We start from the raw sequence: 21,883 nt of genomic DNA, 5'->3' as shown, positions 1-21,883 counted from the left end.
ATTTTAATTTCTAAAACAGTGAGTTAGTGATACTTTGTGCGTTCGATATCATAGTTCTGGGAAATCATGGAAGTTTCATTCGAAATACTGGCCCTCTTGTTTCTTGTGGCAGGAGCTGCTGGTTTTATTGATGCTATGGCTGGTGGCGGTGGGCTGTTAACATTACCCGCGTTATTAGCCGCAGGTGTTCCTCCCACACAAGCTTTAGCCACCAACAAGCTACAAAGCTCATTTGGTAGCTTTTCTGCCAGTTTGTATTTTGTTCGCCGTGGAATTGTGAATCTAAAAGAGATGCGTCTAGCTATCTTGTGTACGTTCACCGGTGCGGCAACAGGGGCGGAGTTAGTACAACAGTTTGATACTTCTCTGCTTACCAGTTTAATACCGTTGTTATTGGTCAGTATCTCGCTTTATTTCTTGTTTGCACCACAAACCAAAGCCGATTCGGGGAAGAAACCTTTGTCAGAGTCGGCATTTGCATTCAGTGTCGGTACTTGTGTCGGGTTTTATGATGGCTTTTTTGGTCCGGGAACGGGTTCAATCTTCACTGTCTGTTTTGTCGTACTTGGACATTTTTCATTAGTCGATGCAACGGCACGAACAAAAATTCTCAATTTCACTTCTAATATTGCAGCACTTCTGTTCTTCGTAATTGCTGGTTTACCGATTTGGGAACTTGGCTTGGTAATGGCCTGTGGACAGTTTTTTGGTGCACGCTTAGGTGCGAAGGTAGTCGTAACTAAAGGCCAGAAATGGATACGACCTTTAGTTATTCTTATGTCGATGTCGATGGCAACAAAACTACTGTGGCAGCAACACTCAAAATGGCTTTTAAACCTACTTAGCTAGTGCAAAAGTAGGCAGCGATAAATGCCAACGGATAGCACCAAGGCGTATGATTAATGTTGATGCAACACCAGAAAGTAGAGCAACAGAGTTGTCATAACCCATCGCTAATGCTGTTGTATGGAATACACCGCCCACGATACATGCGGTTGCATATACTTCACTGCGTAGCACCATCGGGATTTCTCTTGCCAGTACATCGCGGATAATGCCACCGCCACAGCCAGTAATTACCCCCATAATGATGGCGATCACGGCTGAATCTTGATACATCAGTGCCTTTTCAACACCGATACCAACGAAAAAAGCCAAGCCGACAGCATCGCAAACCGGCAGAACCCACCAAGGAATACGTTTTGGTCTGCGCACTAATAGCATGGTTAAAATACAAGTAACGATAATGACCCAGATATAAGTTGTATCTTTTATCCAGAACACCGGTGTCGCACCAAGAGCCATATCTCGGATAGTTCCACCGCCAATCGCGGTAACACTCGCCAATACAGTGACGCCGAAAGGATCCATTTTTAAACGACCAGCGAGCAATACACCTGAAATAGCGAAAATAGCCGTGCCAAACATATCGATTAAGTAGAGTAATGAGGTATCCAATTTATGTGCTACCGAGTATAGGTTTATCGAAAAGGTGGTGGATTGTAAGACTTTTTTATCGAGCTGTTAATTGTTTCTTACTTGCTCAAAGTAGTGACAAACTTCTTCAATCGCGTTGAGTGTGCGAGGCGTTGAGCGATTGATCCAGTCTGAATTGAGAGACCAAACATGCCCCTGTTTGACTGCTGGAATTTCATCTTTCCAATGTAGCCACATGTTTCCGTTAGCAATGGCGTGTGCAGAGGTGAAAATAACATCTGGTTGAGCGACCAGCACTTGCTCGATCCCCACCTGAGGATATGGTGTCGAACTGTGCTCAAAGATATTCTCACCACCACAGAAACGAAATACCTCACTTGGCCAACTGCCTTGTGCCAAAGTGATGATTGGTTTTTCACTGAGCTGATAAAAATAGCGAACAGGTGTGGCTCCTGAGAGTTCAGACGTCAGCGTATTCAAACGTTCACGGAATGCATTAGCTGCCTGTTTCCCTTGTTGTGGGTCATCTGCGTATTGACTGAGAGCTTCAATATTGGAGGCAATATCGTCAAGTGTATTGACTTGGGAATTGTAAAACTTGAAACCGAGCTGCTTAAGTTTGGCTATTTCTTTCGCGGGATTACCTTTCGGCCAAGCGATAATCAGGTCTGGTTTAAGCGCTATGATTCGCTCTAGCTTAATACCCTGATAGTTCGCTACTCGCTCTATACTTTTAGCTTCCTCTGGATAATCACTGTAATCCGTTACGCCTACAAGCTTATTGCCCAAACCAGCAGCAAAGGCTAACTCTGTCGCATGTGGTGCCAGACTGATAATGCGCTGAATCGATTGGTCTGCTTGAGCTGATGGTAAAAGTAATAAAGTAGTTAAGACGAATGCCCAAAAACGCATTTATATCCCTTTATGAATGATAAGAAGCAGAAGACTTTCGATGAAAATCCACAGAAAGAGTCTCCATGCTAGCAAGCTATGTATTTGAGACAGGTGCAGTGCAGAAGGAACAATGCGACCACCAATTTTGGCTCGCACAACTTTTTGTTCGCCATAGATGGCGGGGCCACCCAAAGCCAATTCGAGTTTTCCACCGATTGCACACAGTAGCCAAGCAGGGCCCGGTAGTGGCCAAGAACGGCTTTGGTTCTTGATGGTTTGCAGAGCTTTCCCTGAGTTATTGCCTAACGTAACGAACAAGCTAAACAGCCTCAGAGGTAAAAATTCTAGTATTGCGATAGCTCGGACGATCGGCAGCCCAAAAGGATTGAACTGAGAACGAGAAGGTGACCAAGCGCGAGCCAGCTCAGCCATTAATCGATAGATAAAAGCACCCGTTGCGCCGAATAAAGCGTACCAAAAAAGCACCACAGCAACGTTACGTCCAAACCCCATAATAATGGTCTCAGCACCTGCTTTGCCCAATCCTACAGTAGATAAGGTGCTGGTTTCTCTATTTACGAACGGTTCAAGCAGTTTACGTGCACTTGCTTTGTCCTCTTTTGCCAACGCTTTGCCTAGTTTGCTGGCGAGCTGGCCGTTGTTACGCCAGTCTAATGCCAGAATTAACATTGCTAATTCATAAAGTTGTGGCTGCCAGACAAGAGGTTTTAATGCGATACAGAACAACAGTGCAGGAATGATCATTAGCAGCCAAGCTAGTGTGCCGGAAATGATGCTTTGAGAGTAACTGTTGTTGGTGTTGACTTTATCAGCGAGAACTTCGGCAAATTTGTGCCACAAAATTGCAGGGTGAGAAGCTCTAGGAATAGGTAATATGTAATGCAGCAAAAGTGCGCCCCACATAATGAGGAGCGCACCTTCAGCATAAACGGTCGAAATGATTTCGTTCATGGATATGAGTTGGTTACTTTAATAACTCAACCATTTTTAACACCATTTCTGATGAGCTTTGCGCTGCTAGTGGCAGGAACTCGTCAAATGACATTGGCGATTCTTTGTCTGCTACGTCAGAAATTGCGCGAACCACAACAAATGGTACCTGGAATTGGTGACAGGTTTGAGCAATGGCAGAAGCTTCCATTTCAACGGCAATAACAGAAGGGAAGTGTTTACGGATAAAGTCTTGGCGCTCAGCAGTACAAACGAAAGCATCACCAGTACAAATCAAACCACGTACAGCATGTTTGTCTGTGTTGGTTTCGTTAGAGATAGATTCAAGCGCTTTCTCTGCCACAGCCATCAGTTTTTCGTCTGCCGCAAATGCTGCAGGCTGGCCTGCCATCTGTCCCATTTCATAACCAAATGCGGTTACGTCTGCATCGTGATGGCGAACTTCTGTTGAAATAACCACATCACCCATAGTTAGGCTTGAGTCAAATCCACCCGCAGAACCTGTGTTAATAACAACATCTGGTTGGTATTCGTCTAAAAGAATCGTGGTGCCAATCGCAGCGGCGACTTTACCGATACCAGATTGAAGTAAAACGACATCAACGCCGTGAATATTACCTGAGTAATAAGTACAGCCGCCTTTGCTGACTTCCTGACATTGCTCAAGAGCGTCTTTTAGAATAGCGACTTCTTGTTGCATCGCACCGATGATGCCAATTTTCATGAGGTATCTCTTTTTAAAAGTTATTAAGTGTAAAAATTGCCTGAAGTTTATCATGAGATTAGACAATTTATCGAGATTCAGCTGCGTATCTTATCGAACTCTGATTTCAACTCAGTAGCTAAGTTCTATGGCTCGAATATTAGACCTGCTAGGTTGAGCTTTTCTCTTAGTTCGGCTGCTCTACGACGGTTTACCCCAAAATCACTGTAACCTACGCGGGATTCTGAACGTACCAACAAATGACCATCTTCAATTTTCAGCTCAAGATCATCAACAAAGCGCATGATACTCGAGGTGCATTCGATTCGTAGATAATCATCAGTTTTCTCTGCGGTTTGAGCACCCGAAAGCGTTAAAGCTACTCGTTCAACCTGATCCAGAGTTACACCTGAGCGTAATATGAAGGGGGCGAGCGTATATTTCTCTCGTGTTTCAACCGTTGAAACACAATTGGGTTTGCTGCCACATGGAGTATGTGTGCGATCGACCATCGGAGGAATTCCCTTGCTACAAGCACTCAGTAGTACAGTGGAAAGAATAACAATTAGAACTTTATACATCTGCAAAACCTATTCATCTTTTCCCCAATAACTGGATCGTACTCTCCTAGCTCAGCGGGGGGAAGCAATTCTACATATTAGACTCATTCATGCCGTTTCGTTTTGAGGCTTATGAACGGCTATTGAACAATAATTTGCGATTATATAAATAAAAAAGGACCCATGTGAGAAGGATCCTTTTTGTTGTGAATCAGATTACTTAAACATTCAAGTAATCGAGAATGCCATCAGCGGCTTTTCGACCTTCATCGATGGCAGTTACCACTAGGTCTGAGCCTCGAACAGCGTCACCGCCGGCAAAGATCTTCTCGTTCGTTGTTTGGAACTTAAAAGATTGCTCTGAAGGTGCTTTGATTCGGCCCCATTGATCCAGCTCTACGCCGTGTGGTTCTAGCCAACTCATTTGATGAGGTTGGAAACCAAACGCCATGATGACAGCATCAGCTTCAAGCACATGTTCACTACCAGCTACTGGCTCTGGACGACGACGCCCCGCATTGTCAGGCTCACCTAAAGCAGTTTGAACCACTTTTACGCCGGTTACTTTTCCAGATGCGTCCACTTCAATACCGAGAGGTTGAAGGTTGAACATGAATTCCACACCTTCCTCTTTGGCATTTTTCACTTCGCGGCGAGAGCCTGGCATGTTCTCTTCATCACGACGGTAAGCACAGATAACGCGTGAAGCATTTTGACGAATTGAAGTTCGTACACAGTCCATCGCGGTGTCACCACCACCTAGAACAACCACCTTCTTACCTTGCATATCGATAAATGGATCGCTGCTATCTAAGTTCATTACTTTGTAAGTGTTTGAAATTAGGAAAGGCAGTGCGTCGAATACACCTTGTGCATCTTCGTTTTCTAAGCCTGCACGCATGTATTTGTAAGTACCAACACCAAGGAATACTGCATCGTATTCGTTGATCAGATCTTGCAATTGAACATCTTTGCCTACTTCCACATTCATGCGGAACTCAACGCCCATTTCAGTGAACACGCGGCGGCGGTTTTCCATTACCCCTTTTTCCAGTTTGAAAGAAGGAATACCGAAAGTCAGCAAGCCACCAATTTCAGGGTAACGGTCAAACACCACAGGTTTCACACCGTTACGCACTAAAATATCAGCGGCGGCAAGGCCTGCCGGACCTGCACCTATGATGGCTACTTTTTTGTCTGTCCACTCAACGTGCGACATATCCGGTTTCCAACCCATTTCAAACGCGGTATCGGTGATGTATTTTTCAATATTACCGATTGTTACTGCGCCGAAATCGTCGTTCAGAGTACATGACCCTTCACATAAACGGTCTTGCGGACACACGCGGCCACACACTTCAGGCAAGCTGTTGGTTTGGTGCGCAAGGTCAGCGGCTTCCATAATGCGACCTTCATTGGCAAGTTTCAGCCATTGTGGAATGTAGTTGTGAACCGGACACTTCCACTCACAATATGGGTTACCACAATCCAAGCAACGGTCAGCTTGCGCCGTTGCCTGTTGCTTAGTGAAAGGTTCGTAAATTTCTACGAATTCAATTTTACGGATGTTGAGCGGTTTCTTTGCCGGATCAACACGGTTAACATCAATAAATTGGTATACGTTCTGGCTCATAAAACTGGCTCCTTCCAATTATTGTGCTTGAACACGTAGTTCTGCAGCGCTACGGCTTTGGTGACCCAATAGGGTTTGAAGATCCGCAGCCATCGGTTTAATCAAGTAGAACTTCGGAATCCATTCATCAAAGTTCGCTAAAATGTTTTCTGCGTGAGCAGAACCTGTCTCTTCTAAGTGCTCCGCGATAAGTCCACGCAAATGCTCTTGATGGATATAGAGATCTTTCAGTGATAATGCTTCAACAGATTCCTCGTTGACACGACCTTGGAAATCACCGTTCTCATCAAGAACATAAGCAAAACCGCCTGTCATACCAGCGCCAAAGTTCACGCCTGTTGCACCAAGAATCGCAACGATACCACCTGTCATATATTCACAAGCGTTGTCACCAGCGCCTTCAATTACGCTGATAGTGCCTGAGTTACGTACTGCGAAACGTTCACCAGCTTTACCCGCAGCAAACAGTTTTCCGCCTGTCGCGCCGTATAAACAGGTGTTACCGATAATAGTGGCTTCGTTACAGCTAAATGCTGTACCTAAATGCGGTTTGATAACAATCTTACCGCCAGCCATGCCTTTACCTACGTAGTCGTTCGCATCACCAGTGAGATACAGTTCTACACCGCCAGCGTTCCACACGCCGAAAGATTGACCCGCAGTACCGTCTAGTACCACTTTGATTGGTGTGCCAGCCAGACCAGAGTTACCATAACGTTTAGCAATTTCACCCGACAGACGAGCACCCACAGAGCGGTCAGTGTTGATCACATCATAGTAAAGCTCGATAGATTGCTGTTTCTCTACCGCGTCAATCGCATCTTCGACGATTTTCTGGTTCATTACGCCTTTATCAAACGGTGTGTTTGGTTCTGTGCAGCTTAGAGGTAGTCCTTGAGGTGACACCGGAGCTTCTAGAATGCCAGACAAATCAAGCTTGCTTTGCTTCGCTGTTAAACCTTGAACCGCTTCTAGCAGGTCAGTACGACCAATCAGATCTGTGAGTTTTTCAACCCCGAGTTCTGCTAAGTATCCGCGTACTTCTTCAGCAATACCGGTGAAGTAGTTGATCACCATTTCTGGCAGACCTTTGAAGTAGTCTTTACGCAGGGTTTCGTCTTGTGTTGCTACACCAGTCGCACAGTTGTTTAGGTGACAGATACGCAGGAACTTACAGCCCATTGCAACCATAGGACCAGTACCAAAGCCGAAGCTTTCCGCACCTAAGATCGCTCCTTTGATCACGTCCAGACCAGTTTTCAAACCGCCATCGACTTGTAGACGGATCTTATGACGCAGACCGTTGGCAACCAGCGCCTGCTGCGTTTCAGCAAGACCAAGTTCCCACGGGCTACCCGCGTATTTCACTGATGTTAGCGGACTCGCTGCTGTACCACCGTCATAACCTGAGATAGTAATTAAGTCAGCGTAAGCTTTCGCTACACCTGTCGCGATAGTGCCAACACCCGGTTCAGAAACAAGTTTTACTGATACCAGTGCTTTCGGGTTCACTTGCTTCAGGTCAAAGATAAGCTGAGCTAAGTCTTCGATAGAATAAATATCGTGGTGTGGTGGTGGTGAAATCAGGGTTACACCTTGTACCGAGTGACGAAGTTTGGCTATTTCAGCGGTTACTTTGTGACCTGGGAGCTGACCACCTTCACCCGGCTTCGCACCTTGAGCGACTTTGATCTGTAATACGTCCGCATTGGTTAAGTAGTGTGGTGTTACACCAAAACGACCCGATGCTACTTGTTTGATACGTGAGTTACGTTCAGTACCAAAACGACGAGGATCTTCACCACCTTCACCTGAGTTAGAGAAACCACCTAGACGGTTCATCGCAGTTGCTAGCGCTTCGTGCGCTTCTGGGCTCAGAGCACCGATAGACATCGCCGCAGAGTCAAAGCGTTTGAACAGCTCGGTTGCTGGTTCAATTTGCTCAAGCGGTAGTGGATTATCTGTTTTTTTCAGCTTCATTAGGTCACGCAGCATCGCGGCTGGTCTTTCGTTAACCTGTTTAGCAAAGCTTTGATAGTCAGTGCTTTCGCCCGACTTCACGGCTTTCTGCAGAGTTCCTACTACATCTGGGTTGTAAGCATGGTATTCGCCACCATGAACATATTTCAGTAAACCACCGTGTTCTATTGATTTGCGAGTAGCCCAAGCTTTGCGTGATAGGTTGAACAGGTCTTGTTGGAAATCTTCAAAACTTGCACCTTGAATGCGTGTTTTCACGCCTTTAAAGCAAAGATCGACTACGTCAGTATGTAGACCTACAGCTTCAAACAGCTGTGAACAGCGGTACGATGCAACAGTAGAAATACCCATTTTCGACATGATCTTATATAGACCTTTGTTGATGCCGTATTGATAGTTCTGCATTACATCGCGGTAGCTCTTGTCAATCGCACCTTCATCGACCATCTTGCCCAGAACTTCATAAGCTAGGTATGGATAAATAGCTGTCGCACCAAAGCCAATTAGAACGGCAAACTGGTGAGGATCACGCGCTGTCGCTGTCTCTACAATGATGTTGGCATCACAACGTAGATTCTCTTCAACCAGACGAGCGTGTATAGCTCCTACAGCCATAGCCGCAGGAATAGGCAGCTTGTCTTTGGTGAGTGCGCGGTCAGAGAGTACCAACAGAACTGTGCCGCCACGAACCACTTCTACCGCTTTATCACACAAGTCGATCACCGCTTGTTGCAATGTTGATTGTTGTGGATCGAAGTTAATGTCCAAAATGGTATTACGGTAGTGCTGATCACTCAGAGTCAGTAGTTGCTGCATGTCAGAGTAGAGCAGAACTGGAGAATCGAAAGTCACACGGTAAGCGTGACCATCAGTCTCGTTGAACACGTTCATCTCTTGACCTATGCTGGTCGCCAACGACATCACGTGCTTTTCACGTAATGGATCGATAGGTGGGTTAGTCACCTGTGCAAATTTCTGACGGAAGTAGTCAGTGATCAAGCGCTCTTTAGAAGAGAGGACAGCCATCGGGGTGTCATCACCCATTGAGCCAACGGCTTCTTGTCCCATGTCACCAAGAACTCGAAGAACTTGATCTACTTCTTCGTTGGTCATCGCAAACTGCTTTTGGTAAGTCTTAAGTAGCGTTTCATCAAAGCTACGCTCACCAACTTGATCATCTGGCAGCTGAGCAAAAGATTTCAGTTTGTAGACGTTATTTTTCATCCACTCGCGGTATGGATGGCGGCTCTTAAGATCGTTGTCGATCTCGCTTGATTGCCACAATTTGCCTTTGCGAGTATCAATAACCAGTAGCTCACCCGGTCCAACACGACCTTTCTCTGCCACTTCATCAGGCGCGTAGTTCCAGATACCCACTTCAGACGCAAGTGTGATCAGTTTGTCTTTGGTGATCACGTAGCGAGCAGGGCGCAGACCGTTACGGTCTAAGTTACACGCAGCGTAACGACCATCAGATAAAACGATACCAGCCGGACCATCCCATGGTTCCATGTGTTTTGAGTTGAAATCGTAGAAGGCGCGGAGATCTTCATCCATATCAGGGTGATTTTGCCACGCTGGCGGAACCAGCATACGCATTGCACGAAACAGATCCATGCCGCCTGAAAGGAAAAGATCCAGCATGTTATCTAGGCTTGATGAGTCAGAGCCGGTTTCGTTAACGAATGGTGCCGCAGTGCTGAGATCGGGTAGCAGTGGCGAGGCAAATTTGTATGCGCGCGCACGAGCCCATTGGCGGTTACCATCAATCGTATTGATTTCACCATTGTGGGCAAGATAACGGAAAGGCTGAGCCAGAGGCCAACGAGGCTGAGTATTGGTAGAAAAACGCTGGTGGAACAGACAGATAGCCGATTCCATACGTAAATCAGCAAGATCCAGATAGAAACGTGGTAGATCTGCTGGCATACACAAGCCTTTATAAACAATAACTTGTGTAGAAAGAGAACAAATGTAGAAATCTGAATCGTCGGTAATTTGTTTTTCGATACGGCGACGAGCAATGTACAGACGACGCTCAATATCGCGTTCACGCCAACCTGCAGGTGCCGTTATAAAGATCTGTTGGATATCTGGAACAGAATCGTTCGCGATTGGTCCCAGTACTTTTGGATTGGTCGGAACAACGCGCCAACCTGATACCGTCAGAGTTTCTTTCGATAGCTCTTTGTTGATGACGTCACGAGCCGCTTGGGCTTTTACCGGATCTTGGCTGAGAAATACCATACCAATAGCGTATTGCTTACCAAGGTTCCAACCTTGTTCTTCGGCAATTAAACGCAGATAAGAATCAGGCTTTTGCAGTAGAAGACCACAACCATCACCGGTTTTTCCATCGGCTGCGATGCCGCCACGGTGTGTCATGCGATCGAGTGCAGAAATCGCTGTGCGAACCAATTTATGACTAGCTTGACCTTCCATGTGCGCAATCAAGCCGAATCCACAGTTGTCTTTCTCAAGACTAGGATCGTATAGAGCCATTGCAATTCTCCCTTTGCTTCTGTCTACAAGACAGTAAATGACTATTCCCTTCCTATTTGAAGTCGCAACGGTGTTGGCTACGTTCGTTCACCCCAATCACGCATGGTAATTTGTGGTCATGGGGATTCACTCACTTGCCGCCTACCTGCAACTTCAAGTAGTTTGGGTATAACTATTCTTATATACCCTTCCGGCTTTTAGTGACAGCTTTGCCGACTAAGTATTTGTCTCCTTTGCATGAGAACTGAAGGTTTTCATGGGCATGGGAGGTCATTCACTTGTCGCCTTTTGCCACTGCAAGTTGTTTGGATATTGTTGTTATTATTTGGATATTTATTACTAAGAATTGACTAAAAATTTAACAATTTTGAGCAGTTTGTTTTCAGTGAGTTCACAACCTATAGCTAATTGTGCAAAAGGTCAAGTTGTTGGACTAAAATCATCTTTGAGTGCGATTTACCACTGATTACTCTGAAATAGTTCATAAAATTCAATATGATAAATTATTTGTTATCACAAATTTTTAACATATAAATCTCAAGATATGAGAAAAGAATAAAAAAGGCTAGCAGTGTATGCTAGCCAAATGGAAGGTCTATAAGAAATTTTAAATTTGAATAGAAAAGGTTTCTAGAGTATCAAACTATAAAAACCTTTTGTTATGAATCATTATGCTGAAAGCATTAATGAATCCGCTTTTGCTTCTAGATTGGTATTACCCATTAAGTATTCGTCGATTGAACGAGCACACTCGCGGCCTTCGTTGATACAACGTACAACCAAAGACTGGCCTGTACGCATATCACCTGCAGCAAATACGCCTTCTTGGCTAGTAGCGAAATCTTTGGTTGCTACATTACCACGCTCATCTAAGGCAATATCAAGTTGAGCTAATACGCCATGTGGTTCTGGGTGTAAGAAGCCCATTGCCAAAAACGCCATATCACAAGGAATGACACGTTCACTTCCTGCAACTTCAGTAAAGTTACGAGAATCATTCCACACGATGTCTGCAACACGTAAACCTATTACTTCGCCTTTATCGTTGCCGATAAATTCTTTGGTCAGGATATTCCAATGACGCTCACAGCCTTCTTCATGAGAAGTTGAAGTACGAAGAATCATTGGGTATTGCGGCCAAGGCATATTAGCTGGACGTTTGTCTGCCGGCATAGGCATGATCTCAACCTGAGTGATACTCGCTGCTCCGTGACGGTTAGAAGTACCGACACAGTCAGAGCCAGTATCACCACCACCGATAACCACTACGTGCTTACCTTTTGCATGGATCTCTTCAGTTTTAAGATCCATGCCGTTTGCACGGCGGTTGTTCTGAGCTAGGAATTGCATCGCGAAGTACACGCCATTCAATTCACGCCCCGGAATAGGCAGGTTACGAGGAACCGTTGAACCACCTGTTAGTAGCACCGCATCGTATTCTTGGCGTAGTTGCTGAGCGTTAATATCCACACCCACATGCGCGTTCACTTCAAACTGAACACCGGCTTCGGCCATCAAATTGATTTTGCGATCAATCACTTCCATGCTGAGTTTGAAATCAGGAATACCGAAACGTAACAAGCCACCCACTTTTTCATCACGTTCGTAAACCGTCACTGTGTGACCAGCACTGTTCAATTGCTCTGCCGCAGCTAAGCCCGCAGGGCCAGAACCGATAATCGCTATCTTTTTTCCAGTGCGTGAGCGTGGTGTTTTCGGCTTTGCATAACCTTCACGATACGCAGTTTCAACGATGGTTTTCTCAATGTTACAGATGGTGATTGGATCTTGGTTGATGCCTAGTACACATGCACTTTCACATGGCGCAGGGCAAACACGACCTGTAAATTCTGGGAAATTGTTGGTCGAACTTAAAATGTTCCACGCTTCTTCCCAACTATCGCGATAAACCGCATCGTTGAACTCAGGAATGATGTTACCGATAGGGCAGCCGTTATGACAAAACGGCACACCACAATCCATACAACGAGAAGCTTGAGTGCTAATTTTGCTGCCAAACTCTTCGTTTAGAACGAACTCTTTGTTGTTTTTGATGCGCTCAGCCGGTGCAATCTTTTTCGGAAGCTCACGACCATGCTCTAAAAATCCAGTAGGCTTACCCATTACACTGCCTCCGCTTCTGTCTGTTGTGCCAGTGCCTTACGTTTTTGAAGTACCGCTTTGTAATCACGCGGCATAACCTTAACCATCGAGGTTAGGCTTGCTTCAAAGTTGTCAAGGAACGACTTAGCGACTTCACTTCCTGTGAATTGAACATGCTTAGTCAACATATCCAGTAGTAGCTCTCTGTCTTCTTGCTCGATAGGATCAAGGTCGACCAATTCAGAGTTCAGTTTGGATTCGAAGTCACCAGACTTGTCCCAAACGTAAGCGATACCACCACTCATACCGGCAGCAAAGTTACGGCCTGTAGAGCCAAGAACAACCGCAATACCGCCAGTCATGTACTCACAACCGTGATCACCGATGCCTTCTACAACCACTTTCGCGCCTGAGTTACGAACACAGAAACGTTCACCAGCCATACCGCGAATGTAAGACTCACCAGAGGTTGCGCCGTAGAAACATACGTTACCGACAACAATGTTGTCTTCTGGAACTATGGTCGATTTCGAATCTGGGTAAAGAATCAACGTACCGCCTGACAGACCTTTGCCCCAATAGTCATTCGCATCGCCTTCCACTTCGAATGTCACGCCTTTCGCAAGGAAAGCACCAAATGACTGACCCGCAGAGCCTGTGAATTTCACATTCATAGGTTGAGGTAGGCCTTGGTCTTTGTAGACTTTCGAAATTTCGTTCGACAGCATAGTACCTACAGAGCGGTCAGTGTTGATGATTGGCAACTCTGCATGAATTGCTTCGCCTCGCTCTAGCGCAGGAGCAGCAATCTTGATCAAAGTGCGGTCTAACACGTTGTCTAAGTTGTGGTTTTGCTGTGTCTGGTTGTAGATACCATCTTCTGCACGTGCTTGTTCAATGTGAAGAACAGGCGACAGATCGAGGTTCTTATATTTCCAGTGTGCAACGTCTTGTCGAGGTTTCAGTTTCTGACCTTGACCAACCATTGCATCGATAGTGCGGAAGCCTAGCTCCGCCATGATTTCACGTAAACCTTGAGCCATATATTGGAAGAAGGTTATGACGTCTTCTACGCGGCCATCAAAGCGTTCACGCAGAGTTTTGTTCTGTGTTGCGATACCAACAGGACAGGTGTTCTTATGACACTTACGCATCATTATACAGCCTTCAACAACCAAAGCTGCTGTCGCTACGCCCCATTCTTCAGCACCTAGTAACGTTGCGATTGCAAGGTCACGAGGTGTTTTCATCTGACCATCAGCCTGAACAACGATACGGTTACGCAGGCCGTTCTTCAGTAACGTTTGGTGAGTTTCCGCCAAGCCAAGTTCCCAAGGAAGACCGGTATGGCGAATTGAAGACATTGGTGAAGCACCTGTACCACCATCGAAACCAGCGATAAGAACCACATCCGCTTTTGCTTTCGCAACGCCCGATGCGATAGTACCAACACCCGCTTCTGAAACTAGCTTCACGTTTACACGACCCGCACGGTTCGCGTTCTTCAGGTCGAAGATAAGCTGTGCTAAGTCTTCGATTGAGTAGATATCGTGGTGTGGCGGTGGAGAAATCAAGCCAACCCCAGGAGTAGAGTGACGAGTTGCACCGATCCAGTCATCGACTTTATCGCCAGGTAGCTGACCACCTTCACCTGGTTTCGCACCTTGAGCCATCTTTATTTGAAGCTCTTCTGCGTTGGTCAGATAGTATGAAGTCACACCGAAGCGACCTGATGCTACCTGCTTGATTGCAGAGCGTTCCCAGTCGCCATTCTCTTTACGTTCAAAACGGATTGGATCCTCACCACCTTCACCAGAGTTGGATTTGGCGCCTAAGCGGTTCATCGCAATCGCAAGTGTTGAGTGAGCTTCGTGAGAGATAGAACCGAATGACATAGCACCCGTTGCAAAGCGTTTAACGATGCTTTCAATAGGTTCCACTTGTTCAATCGGGATCGAACCTGATGGATTCTTAATGAATTCTAGCTGGCTACGTAGTGTTACTGCGTCATCGCCCTGCTTATCAACCGCAGCAGCGTATTGCTTGAACTGCGCGTAATCTTTATTACGCGTTGATTGTTGCAACAGACTGATGGTTTCTGGGTTGAACAGGTGTTTTTCACCACGCTGTTTCCACTGGTAAACACCGCCCACATCAAGCATACGAATTGGCACTTCGCGAGTTGGGTAACCCACGCGGTGACGAACGATCACTTCTTTTGCGATATCATCCAGAGTCAAACCTTGGATACGTGAAACGGTACCAGTGAAGTACTTATCAACCACAGACTTGTGGATACCCAGCGCCTCAAAGATCTGTGCACCGTGGTATGACTGAAGTGTTGAGATCCCCATCTTAGAGAAAATCTTCAATAAGCCGCCGTTTACTGCTTTACGGTAGTTGTCGAACAGCTTTTCAACCGGCGTTTCTGGGTTCAGTTTCTTACGGCGTTGCAGATCAACCAGTGTTTCCGATACTAGGTATGGGTTAACTGCGTTTGCACCATAGCCAAGTAGCGTTGCGAAGTGGTGAGTTTCACGTGCATCACCCGTTTCGACCACGATGCCACAACGTGCACGAAGACCTTTACGAATTAGGTGGTGGTGAACTGCGCCCACAGCGAGCATGGCTGGAATTGCAGCATGGTTTGAGTTCACTGCACGATCAGTCAACAGGATAATGGAGTAACCATCGATCACAGCGTCTTCTGCATATTGGCAGATACGTTTCAGTGCGCGCTCAAGCTTGCCGGCATCTTCACTAGCTTGGAATACGATATCCAGTGTTTTTGCTTGTAAGTGCTCGTTATCAATCGCACGTAGTTTCTCTAACTCAGCGTTAGAAATAACTGGCGATTCAAGTTCCACTTTACGGCAGTGCTGAGGTGATTCAGCAAGCAGGTTTTGATCTTTACCAATATAGGTATTGAGTGACATAACCATACGCTCACGGATCGGGTCGATCGGCGGGTTGGTTACCTGCGCAAATAACTGCTTAAAGTAGTTAGATAAATGCTGTGACTGGTGCGAAAGAATCGCTAACGGCCAGTCTGCACCCATTGCAGAAAGAGGCTCTTTACCGTCATTTGCCATAGGCACGATGATGTCGTTCACTTCTTCAGTGCTGACACCAAATGCTTGTTGGCGATGCAGTAAACGCTCTGGGTTTGGTTGGCTGTGTGCGTTGTCTGCTTCAGGAAGTTTCTTCAGGCTTAGAAGGTTGTCTTCAACCCATTTTTCGTAAGGTTGAGCTGTAGCGATGCTGTCTTTTACTTCTTCATCAGAAATAATGCGACCTTGCTCTAGGTCAGCAACAAAGATACGACCCGGTTGCAAACGACCACGGAACTCCACGTTTTCTGGTGCGATTTCTACTACACCTGATTCAGACGCCATCACAAGGAAGTCATCTTTCGTCACTGTGTAGCGAGAAGGGCGAAGACCGTTACGGTCAAGAGTTGCACCTACCTGAACGCCGTCGGTGAAACAAACAGACGCTGGGCCATCCCACGGTTCCATGATGTTTGCATGGTAACGGTAGAACGCACGGCGAGTTGGATCCATGGTTTTGTTTTCTTGCCATGCTTCAGGGATCATCATCATTAGAGCATGTGGCAAGCTACGGCCTGAAAGAACAAGCAGTTCTAGCGCCATATCGAAGTTTGCTGAGTCTGACATGCCTTCTTGACAGATAGGCAGCAGCATATCGATTTCAACTTGAGTAAATAGATCTGATTGCAGAATCGCTTCACGCGCTTTCATCCAGTTCAAGTTGCCGCGAACTGTGTTGATTTCACCGTTGTGGGCAATGTAGCGGAAAGGCTGAGCCAGACGCCATCTTGGGAATGTGTTGGTCGAAAAGCGTGAGTGTACAAGCGCCAGTGCTGTAACCATTGATGGATTCTGTAAATCCAAAAAGTACTGAGGTACTTGCTCTGTGGTCAACTGACCTTTATAAACCAATGTCTTATAAGACATTGAGTTAATGTAGAATTCGTCTTTGATATTTGAAACACTTTCCAAGCAAACACGGATTGTGTAGTTACGTAGAACATATAGCTTACGCTCAAGTTCTTCAGGAGTAACGCCAGGTGCTGCTGAGATAAATACGTGTTCAAACTGAGGTTCGGTGCTTAACGGATCTGCACCCAACATTGAGTTGTCTGTTGGCAGAACGCGGTAGCCAATCACGTCCAGATCTAGACGGCGAGCATTGCGTTCAAGAATGTCACGACATTGTGCACGTTTGTACTCGTCTTTCGGGAACAGCATGACACCAACGCCATACTTTTCGAAAGATGGCAATTTAATACCAAGCTTTACCGCTTCTTCGAGTAAAAATTCGTGTGGTTTTTGCAATAAAATACCGGCACCGTCACCACTGCATGGGTCACAACCTTGGCCGCCGCGGTGTTCCATACGCGCGAGCATGTCCAGAGCCTGTGTCACAACGTGATGCGACTTGCGGTTCTTTAGGTGAGCAACAAAACCGATACCGCATGCATCATGCTCCAGCTCAGGAGTATAGAGACCTTGCGAATTTTGCTGTCTATCTACCATAGATACTTCCTTCCAGTTCAAGCAGACGCAATTTGCCTAGGGCATGCCATAGCATTGCGTCCAGTCCTTTTATATTTAATGAATCTAAACCAACCAGTGCTAGTTGGTTCGCTTCCTTTCGGTCTCTCACGGAAAAATTTTGTGAGAAAAACAATCCATAGTGATATCCATTTTTCTTGATCACTTTTGTAGTGATTTATATAGGTGGGCTCGGATAATCACAGATGTTTCACAGGGTTTTGTGTAATAAAATAAACAAAATCAGCGCAAAACTGTAAATATCCTACATTTTTGTTGCACGAAATTCCAACGAAAACTCTACTTTATAGGTCATTTTTTTGTTGCAAAATGCATAATAACTTTAACAAATGAATAACAATGGACATTAAATGCTTATTTTATGAATGTTTATTGATTTTGGTTGGGTCTTGGCAAGTTCTGGATATTTACAATTGGCTACCATTTTTTTGTGGTTTTGTAATTTAATTACAAAGATCGCATTGAGAATTATTTGCATCTATTTTTGGTACCCATATGCAGTTACACGAGTTAGTTAATACCATCGGTCAGGATCTTCAACGACGCTACGGAGAGCGCGTTCATAAGCTGACTTTGCATGGTGGTTTCAGTTGCCCTAACCGTGATGGAACTATTGGCCGAGGGGGCTGCACATTCTGCAATGTAGCCTCGTTTGCGGATGAAGAGACGCAAATCCAAAGTATTGAAGAACAACTGAAAGACCGTGCCGGCGAAATCCATCGTGCTCGTAAATATCTTGCTTATTTTCAGGCGTATACCAGCACTTATGCTGAAGTTCAAACCTTGAAGAGCATGTACGAACAGGCGTTAAAAGCTGCGGATATTGTCGGCTTATGTGTGGGTACTCGACCGGATTGCGTACCTGATGCTGTGCTTGAACTGCTCGCAGGTTATGTGCAGAAAGGGTATGAAATTTGGTTGGAACTTGGCTTACAAACCGCGAATAACCAAACCTTGAAACAGATCAATCGAGGCCATGACTTTGAATGTTATGCGCAGATCACTGAGCGAGCACGAGCTTTGGGGATTAAAGTCTGTACTCACTTAATTGTTGGCCTGCCAAAAGAGACCCGTGACGACAATATTGAAACCCTGAAAAAAGTTGTGGAAGTGGGTACTGACGGCATCAAATTGCATGGTTTGCATATTGTCGAAGGCAGCACAATGGCGAAAGCATGGCGCGCCGGAAGATTAGAAGCGCCAACGTTGGAACAGTATGTTTCTATTGCCAGTGAAATGATTCGCTTAACACCGCCTGATGTGGTTTATCACCGGGTATCTTCCGCAGCACGTAGACCAACCTTGCTCTCTCCGTTGTGGTGTGAAAACCGTTGGCTCGCGATGACCGAGATTGGCAAAGAATTAGATAAAGAGGGGGCGCAAGGCTCTCTTGTCGGTCAACCTTTTCATTATCAAACTGTGCGTTAATTTCCCTCATCACTGAGGAAAAGAGCCGAACTTTTATCAGTAACCCTTGATTAGTTCAAATTCTTCAAAGACGAGTGACTTCTTTGGCTGACTCTTGGTATCGAAACAGGCTAGACTACGGCTAATTCATTCCTGTGGAGTTATGGATGAAACCGATGAAAAATCTCGCCCAGTACTACGTAGATCTGCTAGTTAAACTGGGTATTTTGCGTTTCTCTATTTTACTGGCGCTTGCTTTAGTTGCTCTGGCCGTAGTCGTTCAGGTCGGTATCACTCTGGCCCTAAATGGCTATGTTGATGACATCGATATTCTCAGATCGGTGTTCTTTGGCCTTATCATCACCCCTTGGGCAGTGTACTTCCTATCCGTGGTCGTTGATCAGTTGGAAGAATCACGTCAGCGTCTCTCTAAGCTGGTTTCCAAACTCAAAGACATGCGTTCACGAGATCAAGAGCTGAACCAAAAGCTTCAGCAGAACATTGTTAAGCTGAATCAAGAGATTGAAGAGCGTATTAAAGCGGAAGAAGCACGTGAAGAAGCCATGGTGGATTTGGAAACCGAGGTTTTTCAACGTGAAAAAACACAGGTTGAATTGGCTGAACGCACAGCTTTGTTACGTTCATTCATTGATGCTTCTCCTGACTTGATCTATTACCGGAATGCAAAAGGTGAGTTCTCGGGTTGTAACCGAGCTATGGAAGAGCTGACCGGTAAAAGAGAAAGCGAGCTGGTTGGTTTAACGCCATGGGATGTTTACCGCAAAGAGATTGCCCAGTCGATTGTTGAGACTGATCAACGCGTATTCAAAGACAATCGTGCCATCACTTATGAGCAGTGGCTTGAATATCCTGATGGTCACAAAAACTATTTTGAGCTACGTAAAGTGCCGTTCTACAGTAAAGAAGGTCGTCACTTAGGTCTTGTTGGCTTTGGTCGTGATATCACCGAGCGCAAACGTCATGAAGAGTCACTGGAAAAAGCCAGCCGTGATAAAACCACGTTTATCTCGACCATCAGTCATGAGTTGCGTACTCCGCTCAATGGCATTGTTGGTTTAAGCCGAATGCTGTTAGATACGCCCATGACACCTGAGCAGCGTAAGCACATGCAAACCATCAACGTCAGCGCTGTTACCTTGGGTAATATCTTTAACGATATAATCGATATGGATAAATTTGACCGTCGCAAGCTCGAGTTATTCCCTGCACCTTTGAACTTCGAAGAATTTGTTGTCGAGCTAGAAAGCTTGTCGGCTCTGATGGCCGAGCAGAAAGGTCTGCGTTTCGATTTAGAACGATTAACGGATTTACCTGAACTTGTTAGTGTGGATGCAACACGACTTCGCCAAGTACTGTGGAACTTGATCAGTAACGCAATGAAATTCACTAAAGAAGGTGGAGTGGTGATGAACGTTAGCGCAGATATCGAAGACGATATGGCACATATCACCATGGATATTGAAGATACAGGCATCGGGATTCCTGAATCGGAACTCGATAAGATTTTCGCCATGTATTACCAGGTGAAGTCTGGCGAGGACAACTTACACGCAGTAGGTACAGGTATCGGTCTTGCGGTATCACGTCAGCTCGTTAATTTGATGGGCGGCGATATTATCGTGAGCAGTGAAGAAGGCTTTGGTAGCACCTTCACCGTATCGATCAGCGTTCCTCTTGTCGAAGCATCTGCAATGAAGAAAGCTCCGGAAGCCGTTCAGCGTAGCTTGAATATCTTCATGGTGGAAGATATTGAACTGAACGTCACGGTTGCCCGTTCGTTACTTGAAAGCCTTGGACATAAGGTTACTGTCGCCATGACAGGACAAGCCGCGATTGATACTTTTAAACCTGAATTATATGACCTGGTCTTCTTGGATATTCAGCTTCCTGATATGACGGGATTTGATATTGCGCAGTATTACCGCAGCCACTATCAAGATCTTCCCCCTTTGGTGGCGCTGACAGCCAACGTTCTGAAAGATCGTTCTGAATATTTTGAAAAGGGAATGGATGATGCGATAAGTAAGCCACTTTCCGTTTCAGCCGTTCAGGATGTGATAGGCAAGGTCACAATGAATCCTCAACAAACAATAGAGGAGATGAAACCAATGGAAAAACACATTGAAGGCAACGACGATCTTTATGTTCGACTGCTTGATCTCGATATGCTGACTTCTTACGTTGATATCGTGGGACAGAAGCCTGTGCTTGATAGCATCAAAATGTTTGAAGAGATGATGCCAAGTTATATTGAACTCTTGGATTCGAACATGGTGGCGAAAGATCAAGACGGTATTGTATCTGAAGCTCATAAGATAAAAGGCGCGGCAGGGTCTATAGGTTTAAAACATATTCAAAGTGTGGCGCAAAAAGCACAATCGCCAGAAGCACCTGCTTGGTGGGAAAACATAACAGATTGGGTTGAGGAAATTAAAAACGAATACCTCAACGATATTGAAGTACTCAAACAGTGGTTGGAACAAAGGAAATAAAATGAAAAAACTTGCTCTCGCTTTATTAGCTCTGACGATGGCAGCATGTACTTCTCAGACTTCTAATCACGAAAATATTAACTGGAAACAAGGTAATCTTGCCGCTTTATCTGAGACTGATATTCAGCTTAAAAGTAATTTGTGGACAGACAAGATGCCTAAAGTTGATGGTACACCAGAGAGCCAACCACTTAACGGTACTTTGATGTTAGACACCTCTGGTGAACTGTCTGCGGAACTTGTTGTTGAAATGGTGGTTATTAAGCAGAAAGACAATACTTGGGTCATTCAAGGCGATGAGACTGAACTGAGAACATTGAGTGAAAATCTTTGGGAAGTGGTGTTTGCTACGGAGATCCCTGTGGATGTTGAAAAGAGCGTTCACGTCGCTTTAGAGCTTAGTGATAACAACGGTGATGTTTGGCTGGTGGAACGTAATGTCACGATTGATAAGGTCTACTGAACGATAAAACCTAGCGTTCGATAAGGTCGATTCACAGAATTTTCCATTGTGAATAAAAGCCAAATTGCCAATCCAAGACACAATAAAAAAGCCCCAGATAGGGGCTTTTTTGCATTCT

Annotated in this window: 13 protein-coding genes; 4 read left to right on the top strand and 9 right to left on the bottom strand. The window is 45.5% G+C overall.

Translation table 11 applies throughout. The annotated features are described in order from the left end of the window. Positions 1-66 precede the first annotated feature (66 nt). The gene (locus tag ACRQQK_RS18880; RefSeq protein WP_457513982.1) at positions 67-849 is read left to right on the top strand and encodes a TSUP family transporter; all 783 of its coding nucleotides are present in this window, start codon (positions 67-69) and stop codon (positions 847-849) included. Here the strand turns inward: ACRQQK_RS18880 and ACRQQK_RS18875 are convergent. From ACRQQK_RS18875 to gltB (ACRQQK_RS18835), 9 genes are all read right to left on the bottom strand, one after another. After that, the gene (locus ACRQQK_RS18875; RefSeq protein WP_457513980.1) at positions 838-1,458 is read right to left on the bottom strand and encodes a TRIC cation channel family protein; all 621 of its coding nucleotides are present in this window, start codon (positions 1,456-1,458) and stop codon (positions 838-840) included. The two genes, ACRQQK_RS18880 and ACRQQK_RS18875, sit on opposite strands and share 12 nt — an antisense overlap. A gap of 66 nt (positions 1,459-1,524) precedes the next feature. Next, a complete protein-coding gene (btuF, locus tag ACRQQK_RS18870) occupies positions 1,525-2,349 on the bottom strand; it encodes a vitamin B12 ABC transporter substrate-binding protein BtuF (RefSeq protein WP_457513979.1) in 825 nt (274 codons plus the stop codon). Beyond that, on the bottom strand, positions 2,350-3,303 hold the full coding sequence (locus tag ACRQQK_RS18865; protein ID WP_457513977.1) for a cobalamin biosynthesis family protein: 954 nt from the start codon (positions 3,301-3,303) through the stop codon (positions 2,350-2,352). Between the two features lie 13 nt (positions 3,304-3,316). Further along, positions 3,317-4,027 carry a 5'-methylthioadenosine/S-adenosylhomocysteine nucleosidase gene (mtnN, locus tag ACRQQK_RS18860; protein ID WP_457513975.1) on the bottom strand — a complete coding sequence of 237 codons (711 nt, stop codon included), beginning with the start codon at positions 4,025-4,027 and terminating at the stop codon, positions 3,317-3,319. 125 nt (positions 4,028-4,152) lie between these two features. Beyond that, positions 4,153-4,587 (bottom strand): DUF1499 domain-containing protein, encoded by a 435-nt coding sequence (locus ACRQQK_RS18855; protein ID WP_457513974.1) that lies wholly within the window; start codon positions 4,585-4,587, stop codon positions 4,153-4,155. A 199-nt stretch (positions 4,588-4,786) separates the two neighbouring features. Continuing rightward, a complete protein-coding gene (locus tag ACRQQK_RS18850; protein ID WP_457513972.1) occupies positions 4,787-6,199 on the bottom strand; it encodes an FAD-dependent oxidoreductase in 1,413 nt (470 codons plus the stop codon). A gap of 18 nt (positions 6,200-6,217) precedes the next feature. Beyond that, positions 6,218-10,681: a glutamate synthase large subunit gene (gene gltB / locus ACRQQK_RS18845; RefSeq protein ID WP_457513971.1), complete on the bottom strand. Its 4,464-nt coding sequence runs from the start codon at positions 10,679-10,681 to the stop codon at positions 6,218-6,220. A 669-nt stretch (positions 10,682-11,350) separates the two neighbouring features. After that, positions 11,351-12,805 (bottom strand): glutamate synthase subunit beta, encoded by a 1,455-nt coding sequence (locus tag ACRQQK_RS18840; protein WP_457513969.1) that lies wholly within the window; start codon positions 12,803-12,805, stop codon positions 11,351-11,353. Beyond that, complete coding sequence (gltB, locus tag ACRQQK_RS18835) at positions 12,805-17,343, bottom strand: glutamate synthase large subunit (protein WP_457513967.1); 4,539 nt, start codon at positions 17,341-17,343, stop codon at positions 12,805-12,807. Before gltB (ACRQQK_RS18835) ends, ACRQQK_RS18840 begins: the two co-directional genes overlap by 1 nt. Positions 17,344-17,877: 534 nt before the next feature. On the opposite strand from gltB (ACRQQK_RS18835), the gene ACRQQK_RS18830 reads away from it, so the two are divergent. The 3 genes from ACRQQK_RS18830 to ACRQQK_RS18820 all read left to right on the top strand — a co-directional run bounded on the left by ACRQQK_RS18830 (position 17,878) and on the right by ACRQQK_RS18820 (position 21,765). After that, a complete protein-coding gene (locus ACRQQK_RS18830) occupies positions 17,878-18,810 on the top strand; it encodes a TIGR01212 family radical SAM protein (RefSeq protein WP_457513965.1) in 933 nt (310 codons plus the stop codon). A gap of 146 nt (positions 18,811-18,956) precedes the next feature. Next, positions 18,957-21,302, top strand: a complete 2,346-nt coding sequence (gene arcB / locus ACRQQK_RS18825) for an aerobic respiration two-component sensor histidine kinase ArcB (protein WP_457513963.1) — start codon at positions 18,957-18,959, stop codon at positions 21,300-21,302. A gap of 1 nt (position 21,303) precedes the next feature. Beyond that, entirely contained in the window at positions 21,304-21,765 is a 462-nt protein-coding gene (locus ACRQQK_RS18820; protein WP_457513961.1) for a hypothetical protein, read from the top strand. Positions 21,766-21,883: the final 118 nt, after the last annotated feature.

The sequence above is a fragment of the Vibrio sp. C8 genome (assembly GCF_054051265.1).
The sequence above is the reverse complement of the archived record's forward strand: the minus strand, read 5'-3'. Positions and strand labels throughout refer to the sequence as shown.

Excerpts from the sequence above, each read along its gene's own strand:
- ACRQQK_RS18880 (WP_457513982.1), top strand. The coding sequence starts at position 67 with ATGGAAGTTTCATTCGAAATACTGGCCCTCTTGTTTCTTGTGGCAGGA.
- gltB (WP_457513971.1), bottom strand. The coding sequence starts at position 10,681 with ATGGCTCTATACGATCCTAGTCTTGAGAAAGACAACTGTGGATTCGGC.
- gltB (WP_457513967.1), bottom strand. The coding sequence starts at position 17,343 with ATGGTAGATAGACAGCAAAATTCGCAAGGTCTCTATACTCCTGAGCTG.
- ACRQQK_RS18820 (WP_457513961.1), top strand. The coding sequence starts at position 21,304 with ATGAAAAAACTTGCTCTCGCTTTATTAGCTCTGACGATGGCAGCATGT.
- ACRQQK_RS18865 (WP_457513977.1), bottom strand. The coding sequence starts at position 3,303 with ATGAACGAAATCATTTCGACCGTTTATGCTGAAGGTGCGCTCCTCATT.
- arcB (WP_457513963.1), top strand. The coding sequence starts at position 18,957 with ATGAAACCGATGAAAAATCTCGCCCAGTACTACGTAGATCTGCTAGTT.
- mtnN (WP_457513975.1), bottom strand. The coding sequence starts at position 4,027 with ATGAAAATTGGCATCATCGGTGCGATGCAACAAGAAGTCGCTATTCTA.
- btuF (WP_457513979.1), bottom strand. The coding sequence starts at position 2,349 with ATGCGTTTTTGGGCATTCGTCTTAACTACTTTATTACTTTTACCATCA.
- ACRQQK_RS18830 (WP_457513965.1), top strand. The coding sequence starts at position 17,878 with ATGCAGTTACACGAGTTAGTTAATACCATCGGTCAGGATCTTCAACGA.
- ACRQQK_RS18855 (WP_457513974.1), bottom strand. The coding sequence starts at position 4,587 with ATGTATAAAGTTCTAATTGTTATTCTTTCCACTGTACTACTGAGTGCT.
- ACRQQK_RS18840 (WP_457513969.1), bottom strand. The coding sequence starts at position 12,805 with ATGGGTAAGCCTACTGGATTTTTAGAGCATGGTCGTGAGCTTCCGAAA.
- ACRQQK_RS18850 (WP_457513972.1), bottom strand. The coding sequence starts at position 6,199 with ATGAGCCAGAACGTATACCAATTTATTGATGTTAACCGTGTTGATCCG.